The sequence below is a fragment of the Rickettsia senegalensis genome, assembly GCF_056135685.1.
This window is the reverse complement of record NZ_JBVYTQ010000002.1, coordinates 22,792-45,369: the sequence shown is the minus strand read 5'-3', so window position 1 is coordinate 45,369 and position 22,578 is coordinate 22,792. Positions and strand designations below refer to the sequence as shown.

Genomic DNA, 22,578 nt, shown 5'->3' with positions numbered 1-22,578 from the left:
TATAAATTACAGCAAGAACAAGAAGCTAAAGCAACTAATAAAGTAAAATGATAGTTGCTAAAATACAAAATAATCAAAAGTTGCTAATATATTTAAAGTTAAAAAATTATTTATTATTGCAACTTTTTAATTTTTACTTTAATTGTAATCAACTATTATTAACAAAAATAAGAAATAACTTTTTATGGAAGATATAAGCTCTTGGAAAGAAAAGTTTGAAGTTTGCGTTTATGCTAAAAAGCTACTTGATAAACTCGAATATTTAAACACTAAAGTAAAAAATCCAGTTGATATAGAGGAAGTCAAAAAAGCCATCTACTACGCTCGTAAATATCACGGTTCACAAATGCGTCAATCAGGCGATCCTTCCTATTCTCATCTAATTGAAGTAGCGATTATGCTTGCGGAGTTTGTAGCGGACGAAGCCCCTAAGCTTTTTACTTCTAACATGATAAATGCTGCTCTACTTCATGATACTATTGAGGATACAGAGCTTACTGAAAAGATGATCGTCGAAATTTTTGGTAAAGAAATAGCAAAACATGTAGAAGGTTTAACTAGAATCAAACCTTATGGAAAAATCAGTGCCGAGGAAAGCTTAAATCTGTTAATCAAACAAAAAAGATATGATACAGCCCTCATAAAACTTTTTGATAGAGCCCATAATATACAGACTTTAGGAGCTAAATCACCTGAGAAAGCTAAAAAAATTATTGAAGAGACTTTAATACATTTTGTAACTATAGCTGTATATTTTAAAATTACAGTAATAAAAGAAAGGCTCTTATTTTTATGCTATCAGTATCTATATCCTAAAGATTATCAGCTGGAACGGTCACTAACGAAGTTTGAGGATAGCTTTCAACCACTTTATCCAGCTTTTCAAAATATAATATTCTCCACGTAAAACCTATACTTACTGGAATTAGTATAAACAATACCCCCCCCAATTATCAAAATATTTAACTAAAAAACTAGTCCAAAAGAGGTAATAATATGCATTAAGGCTCGTGATAAAGCAAATAACCAACTTGGATAGGTAAAATGTTTAAAAATTGGAAAATGCTTTATATATATAGGTACAGCAGGTGAATAATTAAGAGAAAATGAAATTAGTATAACTTGTAATATCAATAAACTCAAAGGAGCAGTTATTATATTTAATAAATAAGGAAAAATAAGAATAAGAATGTCAAATATTACTATATTAACTCTTAAAAGAGTTAAGGGATAGATATAATAGCTTAAATAGGTCCATATTATGAAACTAAATATCTGAAATATTGAAACAATAAAATTTTGATGAATAATTTGCTCACTGGTAAAATTAAAATTATTTTTCATAATATTCCCACAGTGAAAATAGATAATATAAAAGCATACTGGCCATGCATATAATAGTTGAGATTTAATCTTACATTTAGTAAAATTAAGATAATATTAAATGGAGGATTAGAGATGAATCTAAATCAAAAAATAATAAAGCCAAAAATAGGATTACTAGAATTAGCTAGGAGTCTTGGTAGTATATCGTCAGCATATAAAGCTATGGGTTACAGTAGAGACAGTTATTATAGGTTTAAAGAGTTATATGAAACAGGAGGAGAAGAAGCATTATATGAGATTAGTCGGAAGAAGCCAATTATAGCGAATAGAGTTGATCCTGCCGTAGAGAGAGCAGTATTAGATATGGCAATAGAATACCCCGCTTATGGTCAGCTGCGAGTATCAAATGAGCTTAAAAAGACTGGTATTCTTGTATCACCTGGAGGAGTTAGACCTATTTGGCTACGTAATGATTTAAATAATATCAATAAAAGACTTAAAGCATTAGAAGCCAAAATGGCTCAGGATGGTATTGTTCTTACCGAAGCTCAGTTACAAGTATTAGAGAAACGGCGTAGCGAGAAAGAAGCTCATGGTGAGATTGATACACAGCATCCAGGTTATCTAGGATGCCAAGACACATATTATGTAGGTAATTTTAAAGGCATAGGCAAGGTATATTCTCAAGTGTTTATTGATAGTTACACTCGGGTTGCAGAGGCTAAACTATATACTGATAAAACAGCACTTACCGCTGCTGACATGCTTAATGATAGAGTGTTACCATGGTATGAGAGTCAGCAAATACCAGTACTTCGTATTTTAACTGATAGAGGTGGTGAGTATAAAGGTAATATAGAACATCATGCTTTTGAATTGTTCTTAAGCATTGAGGGTATTGAGCATACTACTACTAAAGCATATTCTCCTCAAACAAATGGTATGTGTGAACGTTTTAATAAAACTATGAAACAAGAATTCTTTGATACTGCTATGCGTAAAAAGATCTATACTGATCTTGATGATCTACAACTAGATCTTGATATTTGGCTAGAATATTATAATAATGAAAGACCGCATTCCGGTAAATATTGCTATGGAAAAACACCTATGCAGACTTTTATGGATAGTAAAAAGTTAGCTGTTGAAAAGAATAACGAAATCTTATATCTTGAATACTCATCTGACAGTCATAACTTATCAGACATTCAGATATAATTTTTATAATGTCTGTAAGTTTAAATCTTGACTTCTACATTTAATACTCTTACTGTATCTCTAACTCCAGAGCCGTTGATTGACATTTCTACTATTTGCTCCTTAACTCCAGGCTTAGATGCATTATTAATATACTCCAATTGAAAATATCGATTACACCGCTTGCATTGATATCTCTGTTGTTTTGAAATTGAATATCCTGACTTTATTACTTCTTCTGTGTTGTTACAATATCTACACTTAACATCTATTTTTGCCATAACTCCTTAACTATAATTCTCTCTTATTACTGTTTGAGGATTATAGACTATTTACTCTAAACTGCAATACGGAGGCACGACCTAAAGTTGCTACGCCAAGGGCGACAGCTAATCCTAAGCTAGCACACACCCCTACAAATGCTACGGCAGGAAAGCGTTTAGGAACTCCGACGGATTCCGTTAAATATAATTCTGCTCCTACTCTTTCTCCCATGGACGACATACCTTGCACTATACGGCATATTGTTACTATCCAAACGGCACTAGCACCTACTTGGGCATAAGTAGGAAGATTGGCCATAACGATGCAAGAAAACGACATTAAAATAGCGGTAATAATGACTGTAAATTTCCGACCTATATTATCTCCTATCCAGCCAAATAACAAAGCTCCTAAGGGTCTAAAAATAAAAGTAGAACAAAAAGAAAAAGCTGCAAGAAGGCGATTAACGTGAGTATCATAATGCAGAAAGAAAAGCTCATTAAGTGGTACTGCCATATGAACATATAGCATAAGATCAAAATACTCTAAAAAAGTACCTATCGATAGTAAGCTGATAGTCTATTTTTGTGCTCTATTTAAATTTTTTTGTTTTTTTCGTATCCCAACACAATTTTTTCTAAAAAGTTAATTTATAGAAAGGTTATATTGAGAAGATTTAAAGTCAAGAAAAAAGTTACAATATTTTATGATTATACTTATTTAAAACTTCTTTGACTAATGAAGTTGTTATTTTTCTTTTGGAAATTAAAGCAAAATAGTTAATATTTTCTAATGTTTCTATAATTTTAGAATATTCCCTAGGCAAATTTACTAAAAGAAAATCTATTATTTGTTCTGATATTGTTACCGAAGAAATAGAAAAATGCTTAAATATTAGAATTTTGATTAATTCATCATCAGGTGAGTTTAATGCTATACTAAGGACTGATTTAATACGTGAAGATAAATCGGGTAAAGTAAAATTTCTGCTTTTATTAGATGAGGTAAGTAAAAGATATTTTTGTTTTTCATTAACAATATTAAATATATGAAGTAATGCCGACTCTTGCCAGTTTTCAATATCTTCAATGATAAAAGCATTATATTTTTCTAAAATTTCTTCATTAAAAAAAATATCTTTAATAATATAGGCACCGCTTAAATTTTGCCATATTTTGGTTAAATAAGTTTTTCCTGACGAAGAAGGTCCTTTAATTAATAAAGTAGATTTATAAGGATTAACGCCAAAGCTGCACTGCCAATTTTTTATAATATTATAAGCTTGCTCGTTAGAACTAGAAACAATAAACTCATCAGGATGATATTTATTAGAAGTAATAAATCGAAATATATATTGCTGCATTTATTAATCCTTAGCAGCATTGTTGTTGGTCGAGGAGGTCATTTTCATGCTTCTCTATGTCATTCCCGCGCAAGCGGAAATCCAAAAAATAATCTTAATACTAGTACAACAATTATACATTAATTCATACAATAAACCTAAAAAAACAAGTTTTTTATAGGTTTGCCTGGATTCCCGCTTTAGTGGGTATGACATTAGACACTTTTTAAAAATCATACAATAATATTATAACTTAGCCGTCTGTTTGATAGAATTTGCTAGATTTATAAAATTTAATTAGATTTAGGAGTAAAATTTTTGTAATCCCTGCAATCGGTATAGCAAAAAATATTCCAATAATTCCAAATAAACTGCCGCAGGCAAAAATCGAGAATATAATCCAAAGAGGATGCAACCCTATTTTATCACCGATAATTTTAGGGGTTAGAATATAAGATTCACAAATATTTCCGACTAGATAAATTATCATTATATATAGTAATTTGCTAGTTACACCAAAAGTTAAATAGCCGATAATTAGAGTTAAAAGAAACGATATAAAAGTACCAAGCAAAGGAATAATGACTAAAAACCCTGTTAAAATACCGAGTAAAAGAGCGAGATCAATACCTATTACGGTAAATGCAATACTATAATAAGTAGATAATAATAAGCAAATATTTAGTTGTCCTCTTATGTAAGCAGATAACAGATTATTAATTGCCGATAATATTTCAAGGATTTTCGGTCGGGTTTTTATAGGTAATAACGATTTTATGTTTGCAATAATTTTAGCCCAATCACGTAGAAAATAGAATAATATTATAGGTATAAGTAAAAATAAAACAAATATGTTAATGGTAATAATGGTATAACGCCAAAAATTATTAGCAATACTGCCAAGTATAATAAATATACTATTTATAAAATCACTTAAAGAATTCTTGATTTTATCGGCAATATCAGGCTCTATCGAATAAATTTTTGCCATTATAGGAGGTAATATTTCTGCCTGTAAATAATTTTTATATTTTGGAATATTATTTATAAAAGTAAAAATTTGTCCATAAATTATCGGTACTAAAATAGTTAAGCTTAAGAAAAATATGCTCAAAAATATCAGATAAATTATGCTTGATGCAAATTTATTTGATATTTTAAATTTTGATGCGATAAAACCTATAGCAGGTTGTAGTAAGTAAGATATTATAAATGCGATAAAAAATGGTTTTACTGCATCTGAAATTAGCATAAAGCCGCTTATAAAAAGCCCTAAAAAAACTAGCCAAAATATAGCGGTTCTATTCATATTATTATTTTCTATTCGGATTTTTTAACTACTTGTACGGTAGCGGGTCTAAGTAGCCTATCTCTAATTTTATATCCTGATTGCATTAAAGTAATAATGCTATTCGGTGCATGATCAGGATGTTCTATCTGCGAAATTGCATTATGTAAATTATAGTCGAACATTGATCCTATTTCCGGCTTTATTTCTTCAATATGATGTTTATGAAAGATTTTGTCCAGTTCATCTTTAGTCATCTGAACGCCTGCAATAATATTTGTGACTTCTATATCAGAATTCGCTGGTTTATGAGCTAATGCTCTTGAAAGATTATCACTAACATTTAGTAGTTCTTTAGCAAATGTAGCAATTGCATAATCTTTTGCTTCGTCACGTGCTTTTTCTAAACGCTTTCTTGTATTATCTATTTCGGCAGTAGTTCTAATTAGTTTGTCTTTTAGCTCTTCAATTTCTGCTTTTAACTCTGTTATTTCCGGATTTGCCGTTTCAACTATCTCTTCAGCAATATCATTTATTGTTTGTTCATTATTTTCTATATTATCATTTATCATATTATTTACTTTATATTTATGTTCTTTTTTGAGGTATATATAGATATAATAAAAATTTTTTCAATGGTATACTTGTTTAATTTAAAAAATTGCGGCGTCACTTTGCGCTTATAATTCTCACGTAGTATACCTACGTTGCGGTTGTAAGCTTTAAAGTGTCTTGCCCTTTTTCAAATTAAACTTCGTCTACCGATTTAGGAGTACAAATTGTATTATGAGACAGTCAGGAAGAAAAAGCAACCAATTACGTCCTATTTCATTAGAATTATCACCGCTTATTAATACGGAAGGTTCATGCCTTATTAAAATCGGTAATACACATGTCATGTGTAGTGCTACTTGCGAAACTACCGTACCGCCGTTTTTACGAGGGCAGAATCAAGGTTGGGTTACCGCTGAGTACGGCATGCTCCCAGGCTCTACATCCCAGCGTATTAAAAGAGAAGCAGCACAAGGGAAGCAAGGAGGAAGAACCCAAGAAATACAGCGCTTGATAGGAAGAAGCATGCGATGTGTAGTTGACTTGAAGAAACTAGGTGAGAGGCAGATTATTATAGATTGTGATGTTATTAATGCTGATGGCGGTACTAGAACGGCAGCGATAACAGGAAGCTACGTAGCATTACACCTAGCTATTAGATCATTGATGAAAAAGAGAATTTTAAAGGTAAATCCGTTAATTAGTCAAATCGCAGCTGTTTCTTGCGGGATATATAAAGGTGAGGCGATACTAGATTTGGATTATTTAGAAGATAGTGATGCTGAAGTGGATAGTAATTTTGTATTTGCAGGTAACGGTAATCTAATCGAAGTACAAGGCACGGCAGAGAAAGAACCTTTTTCCGAAGAGCAGTTTATAGCAATGTTAAAACTTGCTAAAGGCGGTGCGGCAGAATTATTTAAACTACAAAATCAAGTGCTGCTTGGGGCTTAGAGGGGTTATCATATAGTTCTTTTTATGCAATTCCTGCGTGGATACCCGAGTCGTCATTGCGAGGAGCGAAGCGACGTGGCAATCCAGAAAAAGATTAAAAAAATTCTGTAAATCAGAATCTTTTTCTGGATTGCCACGTCGCTTCGCTCCTCGCAATGACGACTGGGAGTCTACGCAAGCAAGCCTTTCTCGCAAGGCGTTGTTGCGTGGAGATTAAAAAAAGTCAATATAGCGCTTAGAGTATAAAAATAATTAAATTTTATATAATTCTAAAAGCTATATTGAGCTTTCCCAAGGGCAATCATTTCATTTAATATATTTATCTTAGTAATTACTTCGTTTTTTCTTCCTTTCTCTGTTTTTTGTTGTAAGTTAAAGCCAAACGTTCGCTTCTGTAGAAGTCAAGATTTAATCTCACAGACATTATAAAAATTATATCTGAATGTCTGATAAGTTATGACTGTCAGATGAGTATTCAAGATATAAGATTTCGTTATTCTTTTCAACAGCTAACTTTTTACTATCCATAAAAGTCTGCATAGGTGTTTTTCCATAGCAATATTTACCGGAATGCGGTCTTTCATTATTATAATATTCTAGCCAAATATCAAGATCTAGTTGTAGATCATCAAGATCAGTATAGATCTTTTTACGCATAGCAGTATCAAAGAATTCTTGTTTCATAGTTTTATTAAAACGTTCACACATACCATTTGTTTGAGGAGAATATGCTTTAGTAGTAGTATGCTCAATACCCTCAATGCTTAAGAACAATTCAAAAGCATGATGTTCTATATTACCTTTATACTCACCACCTCTATCAGTTAAAATACGAAGTACTGGTATTTGCTGACTCTCATACCATGGTAACACTCTATCATTAAGCATGTCAGCAGCGGTAAGTGCTGTTTTATCAGTATATAGTTTAGCCTCTGCAACCCGAGTGTAACTATCAATAAACACTTGAGAATATACCTTGCCTATGCCTTTAAAATTACCTACATAATATGTGTCTTGGCATCCTAGATAACCTGGATGCTGTGTATCAATCTCACCATGAGCTTCTTTCTCGCTACGCCGTTTCTCTAATACTTGTAACTGAGCTTCGGTAAGAACAATACCATCCTGAGCCATTTTGGCTTCTAATGCTTTAAGTCTTTTATTGATATTATTTAAATCATTACGTAGCCAAATAGATCTAACTCCTCCAGGTGATACAAGAATACCAGTCTTTTTAAGCTCATTTGATACTCGCAGCTGACCATAAGCGGGGTATTCTATTGCCATATCTAATACTGCTCTCTCTACGGCAGGATCAACTCTATTCGCTATAATTGGCTTCTTCCGACTAATCTCATATAATGCTTCTTCTCCTCCTGTTTCATATAACTCTTTAAACCTATAATAACTGTCTCTACTGTAACCCATAGCTTTATATGCTGACGATATACTACCAAGACTCCTAGCTAATTCTAGTAATCCTATTTTTGGCTTTATTATTTTTTGATTTAGATTCATCTCTAATCCTCCATTTAATATTATCTTAATTTTACTAAATGTAAGATTAAATCTCAACTATTACAATGTGGATTAAAGGTTTTCTACAAACATTTTTGTATTTAAAGCACAAAAAGATAAATACCGAAAATTCACTTTATTGCAAGTAATAACAACTTATATTTTTATCGGCTTATCTACCTATAATTTTTGGAGTTTACCTTTTATAATATTTTCTATTGTTATAAATAAAAATTCTATAATTAATTATTTATGGCTTGTTAATAGTATTATTTCGTTTTTATATCTCTTATAGTACTGCTCTGTATATATTAAAGAATTCTTTAAAAAGCGGAAAAGTAAAATTTCAGGATATAGTAGCGTTGGTTTTATGGGATAGCTATTTTATATTACATACCATCGCTTCATATAAAGCAGTATTTGAAATAATTTTCTGTACTTTCAAATGGAGCAAAACTAAACACGGCACTAGTTTAGAGGATTTTGAGAAAGAATAGACCTCTTGTATAAACAAAGAAGAATTTGAAAGAGGTCCGTAAAAAAAAATTATTCTTTCCCCTTGAACTAGCAAAAATAAAATATATATAGTATGTACATTTAAAGATTTAATAATTGGAGGTTAAAATGTCTTTTAAACCATTACATGATAGAATTGCAATAAAGCCTATCGAACACGAAGAAAAAACTAAAGGTGGAATTATTATTCCTGATACCGCAAAAGAAAAGCCGATGCAAGGTGAAATAGTAGCCGTAGGTAACGGTATTCGTAATAAAAAAGGTGAAATTCATCCTTTAGAGCTAAAAATAGGCGATAAAGTTTTATACGGTAAATGGGCAGGCACCGAAATTGAAATTAAAGGCGAAAAACTGATCGTCATGAAAGAAAGCGACGTATTTGGTATTATTAATTAATTATTTATTTTAAGGAGAAATTAAATATGGCAACAAAACTTATTAAACACGGCTCAAAAGCTCGTGAGCAAATGCTGGAAGGCATTGATATACTTGCAGATGCAGTAAAAGTTACTTTAGGCCCAAAAGGCAGAAATGTACTTATCGAGCAATCATTCGGTTCACCGAAAATTACCAAAGACGGTGTGACGGTTGCAAAATCGATCGAGTTAAAAGATAAAATTAGAAATGCAGGAGCTCAGCTATTAAAATCAGCTGCTACAAAAGCTGCAGAAGTAGCCGGTGATGGTACTACTACAGCTACGGTACTTGCTAGAGCATTAGCTCGTGAGGGTAATAAGTTAGTCGCAGCGGGCTATAATCCTATGGATTTAAAGCGTGGTATGGATTTAGCAGTAAACGCAGTAGTAGAAGAAATTAAAAAATCCAGTAAAAAAATCAATAGCCAAGAGGAAATCGCACAGGTTGGTACTATCTCTTCAAACGGTGATAAGGAAATCGGTGAGAAGATTGCTAAGGCAATGGAGGAAGTCGGTAAAGAAGGCGTGATAACCGTTGAAGAAGCAAAGAATTTTAGCTTCGATGTTGAAGTAGTTAAAGGTATGATGTTTGATAGGGGTTATCTATCACCGTATTTTGTAACGAATCCCGAGAAAATGGTTGCTGAGCTTGAAAATCCTTTCATCTTATTATTTGAGAAAAAATTATCAAATTTACAACCGATGTTACCTATACTTGAGGCCGTAGTACAATCACAACGTCCGCTGTTAATTATTGCTGAGGATGTTGAGGGTGAAGCTCTTGCAACGCTTGTAGTCAATAGATTACGTGGTGGTTTAAAAGTTGCGGCAGTAAAAGCCCCAGGTTTTGGTGATAGAAGAAAAGCAATGATGGAAGATATTGCTATCCTAACTAAAGGTGAGCTTATTACTGAAGATTTAGGTATGAAGCTTGAAAATGTGAGTATTAAAAGTCTAGGGACGGCAAAAAGAGTAACAATTTCTAAAGAAAATACCGTAATTGTTGACGGTAACGGTGATAAGAAAAATATTGAAGATAGGGTATTACAAATTAAATCTCAAATAGCTGAAACTACTTCTGATTATGATAAAGAAAAACTACAAGAGCGTTTAGCTAAACTTTCCGGCGGTGTTGCCGTATTAAAGGTCGGCGGTGCTACAGAAGTTGAAGTGAAAGAGCGTAAAGATCGTGTTGAAGATGCGCTTGCTGCTACAAGAGCAGCAGTTGAGGAAGGTGTTGTTGCAGGGGGCGGTGTAACATTACTTCACGCTTCACAAACTTTAAGAAATCTTAAAGTAGATAACAAGGATCAACAAGCAGGTATTGAAATAGTAATAGAAGCTCTAAAAGATCCGTTAAAACAGATTGTTGAAAATGCCGGTGAAAACGGTGGCGTAGTAGTTGGTAAATTACTAGAGCATAAGGATAAAAAATATGGCTTTAACGCTCAAGACATGCAATATGTCGATATGATTAAAGCAGGAATTATCGATCCGGCTAAAGTAGTGCGTACTGCACTTCAAGATGCTGCTTCCGTTGCTTCGTTAATTATTACCACGGAAACTTTAATTGTTGACGAGCCTTCTGATAAAGAAGATTCAATGCCGCCAATGCGTGGTGGTATGGGAGGCATGGGCGGTATGGACTTCTAAGTCTATATCTCCATAAGATATGTTATGCAATAGGTCTAATAAACTCGTCTTGTTGCATTGCACGCTTCCATTATTGCGAGGAGACATTGCTGCATGGATCGGTTTTACCGCCGTCACTCAGTGGCTTGACCTATAGTACCGGACTTCTATTCTATGTCATTCCCGTGAAGCATTGTTGCGTAGACCTGCTTTTCGTCATTGCGAGAAGAATTACGTAGTAATTCGACGAAGCAATCCAGTAAAAATGCTGATTTACAGAATTTTTTTAATCTTTTTCTGGATTGCCACGTCGCTTCGCTCCTCGCAATGACGACTGGGAGTCCACGCAAGCAAGCCTTTCTCGCAAGGCGTTGTTGCGTGGAGATTAAAAAAAGTCAATATAGCGCTTAGAGTATAAAAATAATTAAATTTTATATAATTCTAAAAGCTATATTGAGCTTTCCCAAGGGCAATCATTTCATTTAATATATTTATCTTAGTAATTACTTCGTTTTTTCTTCCTTTCTCTGTTTTTTGTTGTAAGTTAAAGCCAAACGTTCGCTTCAACCTAAACATAAACGATTCAACCCTTGACCTTTGATGATAGCCGCTATTAATTTTCCATGCTTTTAAACCTTCATCAAAATTTTTATATTCTCTAATTCCTTTTATTACTTTATCTCTGTAAGCTAAATGTTCTTTCTCTACCTTGCTTTTATTCTTTAATTCATCTTGTGACTTAGATGTTCGTGCTGGGGGCATTAAATCTTGTGCTCCCCAATCATATATTATCTTTCTAAACTCCTGCGTATCATAAGCTCCATCTGCTATAACGGTTTTAGCTTTGCCTGTTATCTCTTTGCTCATATCACCAACAACTTCACAGTCGTTTGTGTTACTATCCGTATAGGCTACAGATAGTACTTCCATACTATCTAAATCGACTGCTACATGTATCTTCTTCCACTGTTCTCTCTTACGATATAATCCATCCTTACCGTTATAATCCATCCTTACCGTATTTCCTTTGATGCCACCCACTGGTGCTATATACATTTACTCCGGTACTATCAAATACTATCTCTTTCCCTGAACCTTTCTCTTGTACTCCAATATTTTTTACTCGTAACTTTAGCTTACTAGCGATTCTTGATGCATGGGCATAATCCGGTATTCTTAAATCCTTACCCGCAAATATTTTGCTAAACATTCCTTCTGCAAATCCGCTTGTTGCTCGCCATGGCAATCTTAATAACAGCTTAATTGTTAGCAAATATTCATACATCTTGCTATTATATCTTCTCGCTCCTCCTTGCCTCTGTCCCCTCCATAATATAACTCTTTTAAATATTCTTCACAAAATGTGAAAATTATTGTTCCTCTTTTCTTTAAACTTCTGTTATATTCTTTCCAGTTGCAAACTTTTTGTAGCTTTGACATACACACTTGTGGTTAAGTTTTTTGTCGATTTACTACTTTTCTTAGTTCGCAGCTACTTTTTTTATATCTACGCAACAAGGTCTTGCGGGAATGACATAAACGAGCCATGCAACAACGCTGGCTTGACCACACGGGAGCTAGTTAAAAATACTAATAATATTAGTATTTTTAGTTGTTTTACTGGATAACGTGGACAAGTCACGGTATGACACCGAATGCGTTTTGTGGTCCACGCAGGCAATGCTTGTTATAATAACGATTTTAACAACGTACCGTACAACATACTATCAAGTCGTAGTTAGGATACTAAAAACTGATTTATGTAACAAATGGGTTTTAAAGCGATTCTTTGCTTAACTTGAAAATAAATTCTTTAATAAAACTCTTCCTTAAAAAATAAAATATAGAATTTCTTGTAATTATTTCAATAAATGATTGCAAATAATTTTTAATTAATTATAATAGCTCAACCTTTGGAATTTATCCTATGAGACTGTTAACAAAATAATTTTAAAGCTCATTAAATTCTTTTTAATTACAAATTATAAGGTTTTGTTAAAATAAGGATAGCTATCCTATCAAAAATCTTGTTAATTTCAATTAAAGTTATTTTGTTAACAGTCCCATATAGAAGATCAAAAGGTTTAAAGCGGTTTTGCCTTAATTATTAAGAATAGATTTTTTGTTAAAGCTATAGGCAAGCTTAATCTATAATATATATTCGTTTAATTTAAAAAATTAGTAATAAAAGTTTTTAGCTTTTGGTCTGTTAACTATACTAATTAAAATTAGTAAGGTTTTAGAAAATTACTATTCTTATTTTAAAAAAATCTTATAATTATACAGTTAAGAAAGACTAAAATAAGATAATTTAAATTTTATATGTAAAACTTAAAAAAATAGGTTCTAAAAGATAAAAATAATAGGGTAGGGTAGTGCGAAGCTCGCCACAAGCTCAATTTTTCCTATTAATATCCAACTAAAGCTGAGTTTTATTGATATTTACTAAAATAGCAAATTAATTAGAAATATTAATAGAATTTAATCAAGTTTATTGCTTTAATTGGTGTTTAGTTATTCGTGTAGAAGTCAAGATTTAATCTTACAGACATTATAAAAATTATATCTGAATGTCTGATAAGTTATGACTGTCAGATGAGTATTCAAGATATAAGATTTCGTTATTCTTTTCAACAGCTAACTTTTTACTATCCATAAAAGTCTGCATAGGTGTTTTTCCATAGCAATATTTACCGGAATGCGGTCTTTCATTATTATAATATTCTAGCCAAATATCAAGATCTAGTTGTAGATCATCAAGATCAGTATAGATCTTTTTACGCATAGCAGTATCAAAGAATTCTTGTTTCATAGTTTTATTAAAACGTTCACACATACCATTTGTTTGAGGAGAATATGCTTTAGTAGTAGTATGCTCAATACCCTCAATGCTTAAGAACAATTCAAAAGCATGATGTTCTATATTACCTTTATACTCACCACCTCTATCAGTTAAAATACGAAGTACTGGTATTTGCTGACTCTCATACCATGGTAACACTCTATCATTAAGCATGTCAGCAGCGGTAAGTGCTGTTTTATCAGTATATAGTTTAGCCTCTGCAACCCGAGTGTAACTATCAATAAACACTTGAGAATATACCTTGCCTATGCCTTTAAAATTACCTACATAATATGTGTCTTGGCATCCTAGATAACCTGGATGCTGTGTATCAATCTCACCATGAGCTTCTTTCTCGCTACGCCGTTTCTCTAATACTTGTAACTGAGCTTCGGTAAGAACAATACCATCCTGAGCCATTTTGGCTTCTAATGCTTTAAGTCTTTTATTGATATTATTTAAATCATTACGTAGCCAAATAGGTCTAACTCCTCCAGGTGATACAAGAATACCAGTCTTTTTAAGCTCATTTGATACTCGCAGCTGACCATAAGCGGGGTATTCTATTGCCATATCTAATACTGCTCTCTCTACGGCAGGATCAACTCTATTCGCTATAATTGGCTTCTTCCGACTAATCTCATATAATGCTTCTTCTCCTCCTGTTTCATATAACTCTTTAAACCTATAATAACTGTCTCTACTGTAACCCATAGCTTTATATGCTGACGATATACTACCAAGACTCCTAGCTAATTCTAGTAATCCTATTTTTGGCTTTATTATTTTTTGATTTAGATTCATCTCTAATCCTCCATTTAATATTATCTTAATTTTACTAAATGTAAGATTAAATCTCAACTATTACATTTTAGCTAATATACACTTTCTTTCTAAAGTAGTATTGTATACTCTTTAATTTATTTTGTATTATTTTGAAGTTTAAAAAAGAAATTTCGTAAACAGGCTTTTTGAAATATTTCTTTTTGTTCTGAAGGGAAATGTTGCTTGATAAAATTAGTGCAAACATTTAATAGTTGTTGTTCTACGGTTCGTATTTCTAAATAAGCTGCTATGAGTAAGAAACTTTCTATAGTTTCTTTTACTGTTTCTAAAACCTTTTCTGTAGATTTAGCATTTATAGTTTGTAAATTATGTAGGCGATCAAACGCTTTAATAAGTGCGTTATCATATCTTTGTTCCTGTATTAGTAAATTTAACATTTCACCGGAGCTAATTTTACCGTACAGCTTAATTCTTGTTAAACGTTCTACGCTACCGGCAATATTCTTATCAAAAATTTTGCTAATATCAGCGTATGTAAGTATTGTATCCTCTATAGTATCATGAAGAAGGGCGACATTTGTCATATACGATTTGTAAAGTTTAGGAGCCTCAAGAGCCGTAAAATCTGCAAGCATGATTGCAACTTCTATAGGGTGAGAATAATAAGGCTCCCCTGATTGACGCATTTGAGAAGCATGATATTTACGGGTATAATAAAGACCTTTTTCAATTTCTGTGATATCTATAGGCGAGTCTACTATAGTATTCAAATATTTAATTCGATCAATTAATTTATTACTATAATCATAAACCTCAAATTTTTGCTGCCAAGTATCAATATCTTCCATAAACCTACTAATTATTTAAACTTCTTTTAAAAGGAGTATATACATATTATTAGTATCAAATATTTTTATAAGAAAATTAATAAGATTTTAGAAAGATATGATATTTATTTTTTAAATTGATCGATAATCAATGGGTAATCCTCCCATTTTTAATCGCAATAGAGAGTAGAGAGTTAAGTTGCGAGAGCTAATTTTTGTATTGGTGTTATACCGCCAATAGCCATATTAAGTCTTTCGTTATTATAAGACCAAAGCCATTGAGTTGCAAGATCCTGTGCTTCTTGTATATTAACAAATAAATACTGATTTAACCAATCATATCTTACAGTTCTATTATATCTTTCAATATATGCATTTTGCTGAGGCATGCCTGGCTGAATGAATAATAACTTGATATTCTTTTCTTTTGCCCACTTGCTCAATAATTTACTGATATATTCAGGTCCATTATCACAACGTATAGATTTTGGCTTACCTCGCCATTCTATAATTTGATCTAGTGACCTGATAACTCTTCCTGCTGACAATAAAAAATCAGTCTCAGTACCAAGGCTCTCTCTATTAAAGTCATCAATCACATTAAATAAACGATATTTCCTACCATTCTCTAAACTATCGTGCATAAAATCCATGGACCAGCAATCATTTATTGTTTTAGACACTATAAGCTTTTTAGGCTTTGCTCTAAGTAATCTCTTCTTAGGCTTTATTCTCATATTAAGGGCTAGCTCCTTATATATCCTGTATACACGTTTATGATTCCAACCAAAACCTTTGATATTACGTAAATATAAAAAGCAGAGGCCAAGGCCTCAGTTCTTTTGATCACCTACTAAACGCATTAGCTGGCCTGCTATAATATCATCCTCAGATGATAGCTTCCTTTTATATCTATAGCATGTTTCGCTGACACCAAAGATCTTGCATGCACTCCTTATAGAAATATCTTTTTCTCCAGATATTATTTTAGCCATCTCCCGCCTTTGAGATGGCTTCCTAACTTTTTTTCAAGTACTTCCTTTAATATATCAGCTCTTAGCCTTTCCTCAGCATACATCTTTTTAAGCCGTGCATTTTCCGATTCTAACTCCTTTAATTTAGTAATCATCGGTAAAGCCATACCACCATACTTTGATCTCCATTTATAAAATGTCGCTGATGGTATTTTGTGCTCTCTCAGTATAGACGCTACAGGCATCCCACCGCTCGCTTGCTTTAAGATAGACATGATTTGGCTATCACTGTGCTTTGATATTGTCATTTATAGAATCTCCTCCTTTGTTTCTAGAAAATTCTACTCCTTTTGTCGATTGTTTTTGGGGGGTGCCAATGGTTAAGCACAAGTTAAACTATATCTTGATTTTTAAATAGAATTATATTCTTGTGATTTTTTTACACAGCTACATTACATTAATATTAATTTTTGTTAACATAATAAATTGAAGAAATCAGTATAATAATATCTAGTAGCTTAAGTAAAAATATAAAAACAGTTAATAAAATTTAATAAAAAGAAAAGCTTTTTTTATTTATTCTCAAATATTTTTTCGTTTTAGTGTTTTATAACTTCTTGCAATATATTGAAAATTTAGTAATCATTGTTAACTGTAAAGGTAGATTATTATTCAATCTATTTTTATTTCAAAAATATTTATAATTTTTAACAATTAAACTAAAGAGGTTATTTTATGTCGTCATATGAAATTACTGCAAAATGGGTAACAAGTTCTCATGATACTGGATGGTATTTTCCATTAGAAGTTACAATAAAAAACAATACTAACCAGGCAGTATTTGCTCCGGAAATAAGTTTTGATCTTAGTAAAGTAGAACACATTAATCCTACACAACCAATTAACGCTCATACCGGTTTTACTCATCAAACAAATACTTTACCTGTAATTAAAGGTAAGTTAGCAGAACATTTAGCAACTCTACCGGCTAACGGTTCTGTAACTGTAACTTTTGGGGTGAATTTTAATCCGGCGGTGCTTCCTAATCCAAATGCACTACCTGAAAAATTTACTTTTAATGGTGAACTAATAGGGAATCCAGAGCCAGAGCCAGAACCAGAGCCAGAACCAGAGCCAGAACCAGAGCCAGAGCCAGAACCAGAGCCAGAGCCAGAACCAGAGCCAGGAACTAGTAAACTAGTACAAAAAGATGATTTAACTGAGCAGACATATACACTGACTGGGTTTAATCCTAAGAGCGAAACTATTAACTTTAGTTATACATCAGGTAGGGTACTTAAAGATGTTTACAATAAATATGAGTCAGATAAGAAATTTGAAGTTGGTGGTTACTATACGGCTTGGTCACAATTTGACGGACGCCTACAGAAGCCTGCAACGATTAATGAGGCTGGGCGAGGCGTAGATATAAAGAAACATTATAATCACAATTTTGACAAGCTGGTTTTAGGATTTGCTGCAATCAATGGTGATAAAGGAGAAAAAGAAGCAATCATAAAACTATCTGCTGATCAGTTAGGATTACAAAAGTTTGAAATGACCACCGTTGGTAATTGGGATATGCTTGCAGCATATGTTAATTGTGGTTTTCCAGCATACGTAAGTGAAGACTACCCAAACTTATACACCCAACAAAAAGCTCAAGGAGCACTAGGTGCTTTTCACAACCTAAAAAAAGCAAGTCCTGAGGGAACAAAATTTGCCCTTAGCGTCGGCGGATGGACTATGAGCGAAGCTTTTCATGAAATGGCTAAATCTCCAGAAACTCGTAAAATATTCAATGACTCAATAGTAAAGTTTATAGAAAAATTTCCAATGTATAAACAAATTGATATTGATTGGGAATATCCAGGAGCAGCAGGGAATGGTAACCCACATGGTCCTGAAGATGGTAGGAATTATACATTATTAGTTAAAGAGTTAAGAGAAACACTTAACACCAAGGGGCATACAGATGTTGTCATTGCTATAGCAGCAGCAGCTGATCCTGCAAAACTAGCGCTATCAAATATAAAAGACTTGGTTGCTGCAGGAGTAACCCAAATTCACTTGATGACATATGATCTTTTCGGTGGTACCTACGGAGAGGGAAAATTAGCACACCATACTAACCTTTATAGTAGTGGCAGCGACAATAATGAGTGGTCTATAGATCAATCTGTACAATATCTTATTGAAAAACTGCAGATCCCTGCGAAATGTGTGCATATAGGTTATGCAGGTTATAGCCGTAATGCACGTGAGGTAGAGATAGAGTCAGTTTCTCCATTAAAGGGTACATATAAAGTAGATCCTCAAATAGTTGGAACTTTTGAAAACGGTGTTACTGAGCAGAATGATGTTTATTTTAATTATTTTGATCCAAGCACAGGAAAAGGGAAAAATGGATTTATACTTTATACTGATACAGTAGCTAATGCTGATTTCCTTTACAATCCTACATCTAAAGTATTTATGTCCATAGACACACCTAGAACTGTTAAAGCTAAAGCAGAATATGTAAAGAAATTTGGTCTTGGAGGAATTTTCACATGGACCGTAGATCAGGATAATGGCGCACTATCTAATGCTGCACATGAAGGTTTAGGTCATAAATGTGTTAAGCAAAACATAGATATGAGTACATTTTATTTTGAGGGTGAAACTGAATTAGTAGGTCAGAGCATCGAGAGCCTCTAACAATTGCCTGCTGCGTGGATTGGACAACGCACTCAGTGTCATTTGGTAACTTGTTCACGGTGTCCAGAAAACAACTAAAATACATTATATTTTTAACTGGATTCCGTGAATAAAACACGGAATGACAGAGGGAAACAGTTCACGCTGTAGAAGTCAAAATTTAATCTTACAGACATTATAAAAATTATATCTGAATGTCTGATAAGTTATGACTGTCAGATGAGTGTAGAAGTCAAGATTTAATCTTACAGACATTATAAAAATTATATCTGAATGTCTGATAAGTTATGACTGTCAGATGAGTATTCAAGATATAAGATTTCGTTATTCTTTTCAACAGCTAACTTTTTACTATCCATAAAAGTCTGCATAGGTGTTTTTCCATAGCAATATTTACCGGAATGCGGTCTTTCATTATTATAATATTCTAGCCAAATATCAAGATCTAGTTGTAGATCATCAAGATCAGTATAGATCTTTTTACGCATAGCAGTATCAAAGAATTCTTGTTTCATAGTTTTATTAAAACGTTCACACATACCATTTGTTTGAGGAGAATATGCTTTAGTAGTAGTATGCTCAATACCCTCAATGCTTAAGAACAATTCAAAAGCATGATGTTCTATATTACCTTTATACTCACCACCTCTATCAGTTAAAATACGAAGTACTGGTATTTGCTGACTCTCATACCATGGTAACACTCTATCATTAAGCATGTCAGCAGCGGTAAGTGCTGTTTTATCAGTATATAGTTTAGCCTCTGCAACCCGAGTGTAACTATCAATAAACACTTGAGAATATACCTTGCCTATGCCTTTAAAATTACCTACATAATATGTGTCTTGGCATCCTAGATAACCTGGATGCTGTGTATCAATCTCACCATGAGCTTCTTTCTCGCTACGCCGTTTCTCTAATACTTGTAACTGAGCTTCGGTAAGAACAATACCATCCTGAGCCATTTTGGCTTCTAATGCTTTAAGTCTTTTATTGATATTATTTAAATCATTACGTAGCCAAATAGATCTAACTCCTCCAGGTGATACAAGAATACCAGTCTTTTTAAGCTCATTTGATACTCGCAGCTGACCATAAGCGGGGTATTCTATTGCCATATCTAATACTGCTCTCTCTACGGCAGGATCAACTCTATTCGCTATAATTGGCTTCTTCCGACTAATCTCATATAATGCTTCTTCTCCTCCTGTTTCATATAACTCTTTAAACCTATAATAACTGTCTCTACTGTAACCCATAGCTTTATATGCTGACGATATACTACCAAGACTCCTAGCTAATTCTAGTAATCCTATTTTTGGCTTTATTATTTTTTGATTTAGATTCATCTCTAATCCTCCATTTAATATTATCTTAATTTTACTAAATGTAAGATTAAATCTCAACTATTACAGCTTAAATTCCGTTACTATCTACTCAACGCTTTTAGACCTTCCTTTAGACCGTCTTTTATAAATGAAATTTTAGCTTGTTTGCCGTCTGCAGTGATTAGTTCTAAATAATTATCGTTTGATAAAATCATATCTAGATCATCTTTTGTAATAACAGCCAAAGCCTGACAGCCGTTTACCGTACAATTTACGTATTTTCCGGCTGCTATTCGTTTATCACCGCTATTAATAACTGTACCTGCCGGAATTTGAACATTTGACGGGACTATTTCTATTATTTTTAATTCCTGTTCTTCTTGCTCCCCATTGAAATCACTTATGTGATAAATGGCTAATATTTCCTTTTCTTTATCTTTCTCTAGATTATTAATTTGTTGTGATAAGAAGCAAAGTTGTTTTTTCTCATTATTAAGAGTGCAATTTAAGGTCCACGCTCCGTACTTTTTTGGTGCTGATGAAGCATCGACATTTTCTACTCTGTATACAATAAAAGTACCGGTTATTATAAATAATCCACTAAGAACAAAAGCAATTTTTTTTATACAATCTTTCATATAATTTCTAACCTTTTTAAAATATTTTCTTTTCCTAAAATTTCCGCAATTTCAAATACGCTAGGCGATGCGGTCATGCCAGTTATTAAAGCTCTTACGGGTTTCATAATGTCATTTAGCTTTAAGCCATTATGAGTTGCTATTTCTTTAAATTTATTCTGCACGGATTCCTTATCAAACTGCTCAAGTTTGCTTAAGGATTCTATAACTTGTTTGATTAAATCTGTATCAAAATTTTCTATTATCTCTTTTGCATCTTGGTTATAAATGATAGGCGAATCTATGAGATAAATTTGAGCAAGCCGTGCTAGATCAAGTAATGTTTCGCTTCTAACTAACAAGCTCGGCATTGCTTGTTTTATATAACTTACCTCTTTCTCACTAATCTTATAATTTTGTTTCAATATCTCTACAGTCTTTGAAGTTAAGCTATCATTGTCAAGCATTCTTAAGTAATGGGCATTAAGGCTATTCATCTTAGCAAAATCAAGCTTAGAAGGTGATTTACCAAGTGAATCAAGATTAAACCATTCTATAGCCTGAGCCGGTGAGATAATTTCATCATCACCGTGACTCCATCCAAGACGCAATAAATAATTACACAAACTTTCCGGTAAATATCCCATATCCTTATAAGCTTCAACACCTAAAGCCCCATGCCTTTTGGATAATTTTGCTCCGTCTGCTCCATGAATTAAAGGTATATGAGTCATGCTCGGTACTTCATAGCCGAAAGCCTGATAAATAGCAATTTGCCTTGCTGCATTGGTTAAATGATCGTCACCTCTAATAATATGAGTTATACCCATATCATGATCATCTACTACAACGGCTAGCATGTAAGTAGCAGTGCCGTCTGCCCGGAGTAGTACCATATCGTCTATATGCAAGTTTTCAATTACTACATCGCCTTGTAAAGTGTCATGAATGGTTATACTACCTTCACAAGGTACTTTTAGGCGTATTACTGGTTTAATATCGGTAGGGTAGGTGGACGAATCTTTATCACGCCACTCGCTATTAAAAATAAAATGTTGTTTATTTTCTAAAGCTTTTTGCCGCTGTCTTTCTATTTCTTCTTGGCTAGTAAAACAATAATATGCTTTACCTTCTTGTAGTAATCTTAGTGCTGCCTCTTTGTAAAGATTATTACGTTTAGACTGAAATATAACTTCGCCGTCCCAATCAAGTCCTAGCCATTTTAGACCTGCGAATATAGCTTTTACAGCTTCTTTAGTTGATCTCTCTTTATCGGTGTCTTCGATGCGAAGCAAGAATTTACCGTTATGATACCTTGCAAACAAATAGTTAAATAAAGCAGTTCTTGCCGAACCTATATGTAAAAATCCCGTCGGTGACGGAGCAAATCTAGTGATTACGTTATTAGTCATTTATTATCTTTTTTAAATATATATATGTTATTGCGAGCGACTGTAGGCGTTGTTGCATAGCTCAAAAAACACCTTCGGTGTCATACC

At 33.0% G+C, this 22,578-nt stretch carries 20 protein-coding genes and 1 pseudogene; 6 read left to right on the top strand and 15 right to left on the bottom strand.

Going from position 1 to position 22,578, the window contains the following annotated elements; genetic code table 11:
- The first annotated feature begins 184 nt into the window (after positions 1-184).
- Positions 185-907 carry an HD domain-containing protein gene (locus tag AC0ODJ_RS07870; RefSeq protein ID WP_218460296.1) on the top strand — a complete coding sequence of 241 codons (723 nt, stop codon included), beginning with the start codon at positions 185-187 and terminating at the stop codon, positions 905-907.
- A gap of 551 nt (positions 908-1,458) precedes the next feature.
- Positions 1,459-2,544 (top strand): IS481 family transposase, encoded by a 1,086-nt coding sequence (locus AC0ODJ_RS07865; RefSeq protein WP_474465598.1) that lies wholly within the window; start codon positions 1,459-1,461, stop codon positions 2,542-2,544.
- Between the two features lie 20 nt (positions 2,545-2,564).
- Here the strand turns inward: AC0ODJ_RS07865 and AC0ODJ_RS07860 are convergent, their stop codons facing one another.
- The 5 genes from AC0ODJ_RS07860 to grpE form a co-directional block, all read right to left on the bottom strand.
- Positions 2,565-2,804 (bottom strand): IS1-like element transposase, encoded by a 240-nt coding sequence (locus AC0ODJ_RS07860; protein ID WP_474465904.1) that lies wholly within the window; start codon positions 2,802-2,804, stop codon positions 2,565-2,567.
- Positions 2,805-2,844: 40 nt separating this feature from the next.
- Positions 2,845-3,348 carry an MFS transporter gene (locus AC0ODJ_RS07855; protein WP_474466012.1) on the bottom strand — a complete coding sequence of 168 codons (504 nt, stop codon included), beginning with the start codon at positions 3,346-3,348 and terminating at the stop codon, positions 2,845-2,847.
- Positions 3,349-3,481: 133 nt separating this feature from the next.
- Positions 3,482-4,150: an HdaA/DnaA family protein gene (locus tag AC0ODJ_RS07850; RefSeq protein ID WP_218460629.1), complete on the bottom strand. Its 669-nt coding sequence runs from the start codon at positions 4,148-4,150 to the stop codon at positions 3,482-3,484.
- Between the two features lie 232 nt (positions 4,151-4,382).
- A complete protein-coding gene (locus AC0ODJ_RS07845) occupies positions 4,383-5,438 on the bottom strand; it encodes an AI-2E family transporter (protein ID WP_218460628.1) in 1,056 nt (351 codons plus the stop codon).
- 11 nt (positions 5,439-5,449) lie between these two features.
- A complete protein-coding gene (grpE, locus tag AC0ODJ_RS07840; RefSeq protein ID WP_218460627.1) occupies positions 5,450-5,989 on the bottom strand; it encodes a nucleotide exchange factor GrpE in 540 nt (179 codons plus the stop codon).
- A gap of 214 nt (positions 5,990-6,203) precedes the next feature.
- Between grpE and rph the strand changes: the two genes are divergently transcribed.
- A complete protein-coding gene (rph, locus tag AC0ODJ_RS07835) occupies positions 6,204-6,923 on the top strand; it encodes a ribonuclease PH (RefSeq protein WP_218460626.1) in 720 nt (239 codons plus the stop codon).
- Between the two features lie 432 nt (positions 6,924-7,355).
- On the opposite strand, the gene AC0ODJ_RS07830 is transcribed toward rph, so the two are convergent.
- Entirely contained in the window at positions 7,356-8,441 is a 1,086-nt protein-coding gene (locus AC0ODJ_RS07830; protein WP_121834048.1) for an IS481 family transposase, read from the bottom strand.
- Between the two features lie 624 nt (positions 8,442-9,065).
- Between AC0ODJ_RS07830 and AC0ODJ_RS07825 the strand changes: the two genes are divergently transcribed.
- Positions 9,066-9,353, top strand: coding sequence for a co-chaperone GroES (locus tag AC0ODJ_RS07825; protein WP_218460482.1), 288 nt, complete (start codon positions 9,066-9,068; stop codon positions 9,351-9,353).
- A 26-nt stretch (positions 9,354-9,379) separates the two neighbouring features.
- On the top strand, positions 9,380-11,026 hold the full coding sequence (gene groL / locus AC0ODJ_RS07820; RefSeq protein ID WP_218460483.1) for a chaperonin GroEL: 1,647 nt from the start codon (positions 9,380-9,382) through the stop codon (positions 11,024-11,026).
- A 420-nt stretch (positions 11,027-11,446) separates the two neighbouring features.
- On the opposite strand, the gene AC0ODJ_RS07815 is transcribed toward groL, so the two are convergent.
- From AC0ODJ_RS07815 to AC0ODJ_RS07790, 6 genes and pseudogenes are all read right to left on the bottom strand, one after another.
- Positions 11,447-12,016: a transposase gene (locus AC0ODJ_RS07815; protein WP_474464679.1), complete on the bottom strand. Its 570-nt coding sequence runs from the start codon at positions 12,014-12,016 to the stop codon at positions 11,447-11,449.
- Positions 12,006-12,290 (bottom strand): transposase, encoded by a 285-nt coding sequence (locus AC0ODJ_RS07810; RefSeq protein ID WP_474464682.1) that lies wholly within the window; start codon positions 12,288-12,290, stop codon positions 12,006-12,008. The genes AC0ODJ_RS07815 and AC0ODJ_RS07810 overlap by 11 nt, the downstream gene beginning before the upstream one ends.
- Positions 12,272-12,445 (bottom strand): hypothetical protein, encoded by a 174-nt coding sequence (locus tag AC0ODJ_RS07805; RefSeq protein WP_474464565.1) that lies wholly within the window; start codon positions 12,443-12,445, stop codon positions 12,272-12,274. Before AC0ODJ_RS07805 ends, AC0ODJ_RS07810 begins: the two co-directional genes overlap by 19 nt.
- A 1,120-nt stretch (positions 12,446-13,565) precedes the next feature.
- Positions 13,566-14,651: an IS481 family transposase gene (locus AC0ODJ_RS07800; protein WP_474465598.1), complete on the bottom strand. Its 1,086-nt coding sequence runs from the start codon at positions 14,649-14,651 to the stop codon at positions 13,566-13,568.
- 116 nt (positions 14,652-14,767) lie between these two features.
- Positions 14,768-15,481 (bottom strand): HD domain-containing protein, encoded by a 714-nt coding sequence (locus AC0ODJ_RS07795; RefSeq protein WP_218460320.1) that lies wholly within the window; start codon positions 15,479-15,481, stop codon positions 14,768-14,770.
- Between the two features lie 173 nt (positions 15,482-15,654).
- Positions 15,655-16,742, bottom strand: a pseudogene (locus AC0ODJ_RS07790) (IS3 family transposase).
- A gap of 427 nt (positions 16,743-17,169) precedes the next feature.
- Here AC0ODJ_RS07790 and AC0ODJ_RS07785 point away from each other — a divergent pair.
- A complete protein-coding gene (locus AC0ODJ_RS07785; protein ID WP_474465896.1) occupies positions 17,170-19,134 on the top strand; it encodes a glycosyl hydrolase family 18 protein in 1,965 nt (654 codons plus the stop codon).
- A 263-nt stretch (positions 19,135-19,397) separates the two neighbouring features.
- On the opposite strand, the gene AC0ODJ_RS07780 is transcribed toward AC0ODJ_RS07785, so the two are convergent.
- From AC0ODJ_RS07780 to gltX, 3 genes are all read right to left on the bottom strand, one after another.
- Entirely contained in the window at positions 19,398-20,483 is a 1,086-nt protein-coding gene (locus tag AC0ODJ_RS07780; RefSeq protein ID WP_121834048.1) for an IS481 family transposase, read from the bottom strand.
- A gap of 80 nt (positions 20,484-20,563) precedes the next feature.
- Entirely contained in the window at positions 20,564-21,100 is a 537-nt protein-coding gene (locus AC0ODJ_RS07775; RefSeq protein ID WP_218460287.1) for an invasion associated locus B family protein, read from the bottom strand.
- Complete coding sequence (gene gltX, locus AC0ODJ_RS07770; RefSeq protein WP_218460286.1) at positions 21,097-22,491, bottom strand: glutamate--tRNA ligase; 1,395 nt, start codon at positions 22,489-22,491, stop codon at positions 21,097-21,099. The genes AC0ODJ_RS07775 and gltX overlap by 4 nt, the downstream gene beginning before the upstream one ends.
- Between the last annotated feature and the right edge of the window lie 87 nt (positions 22,492-22,578).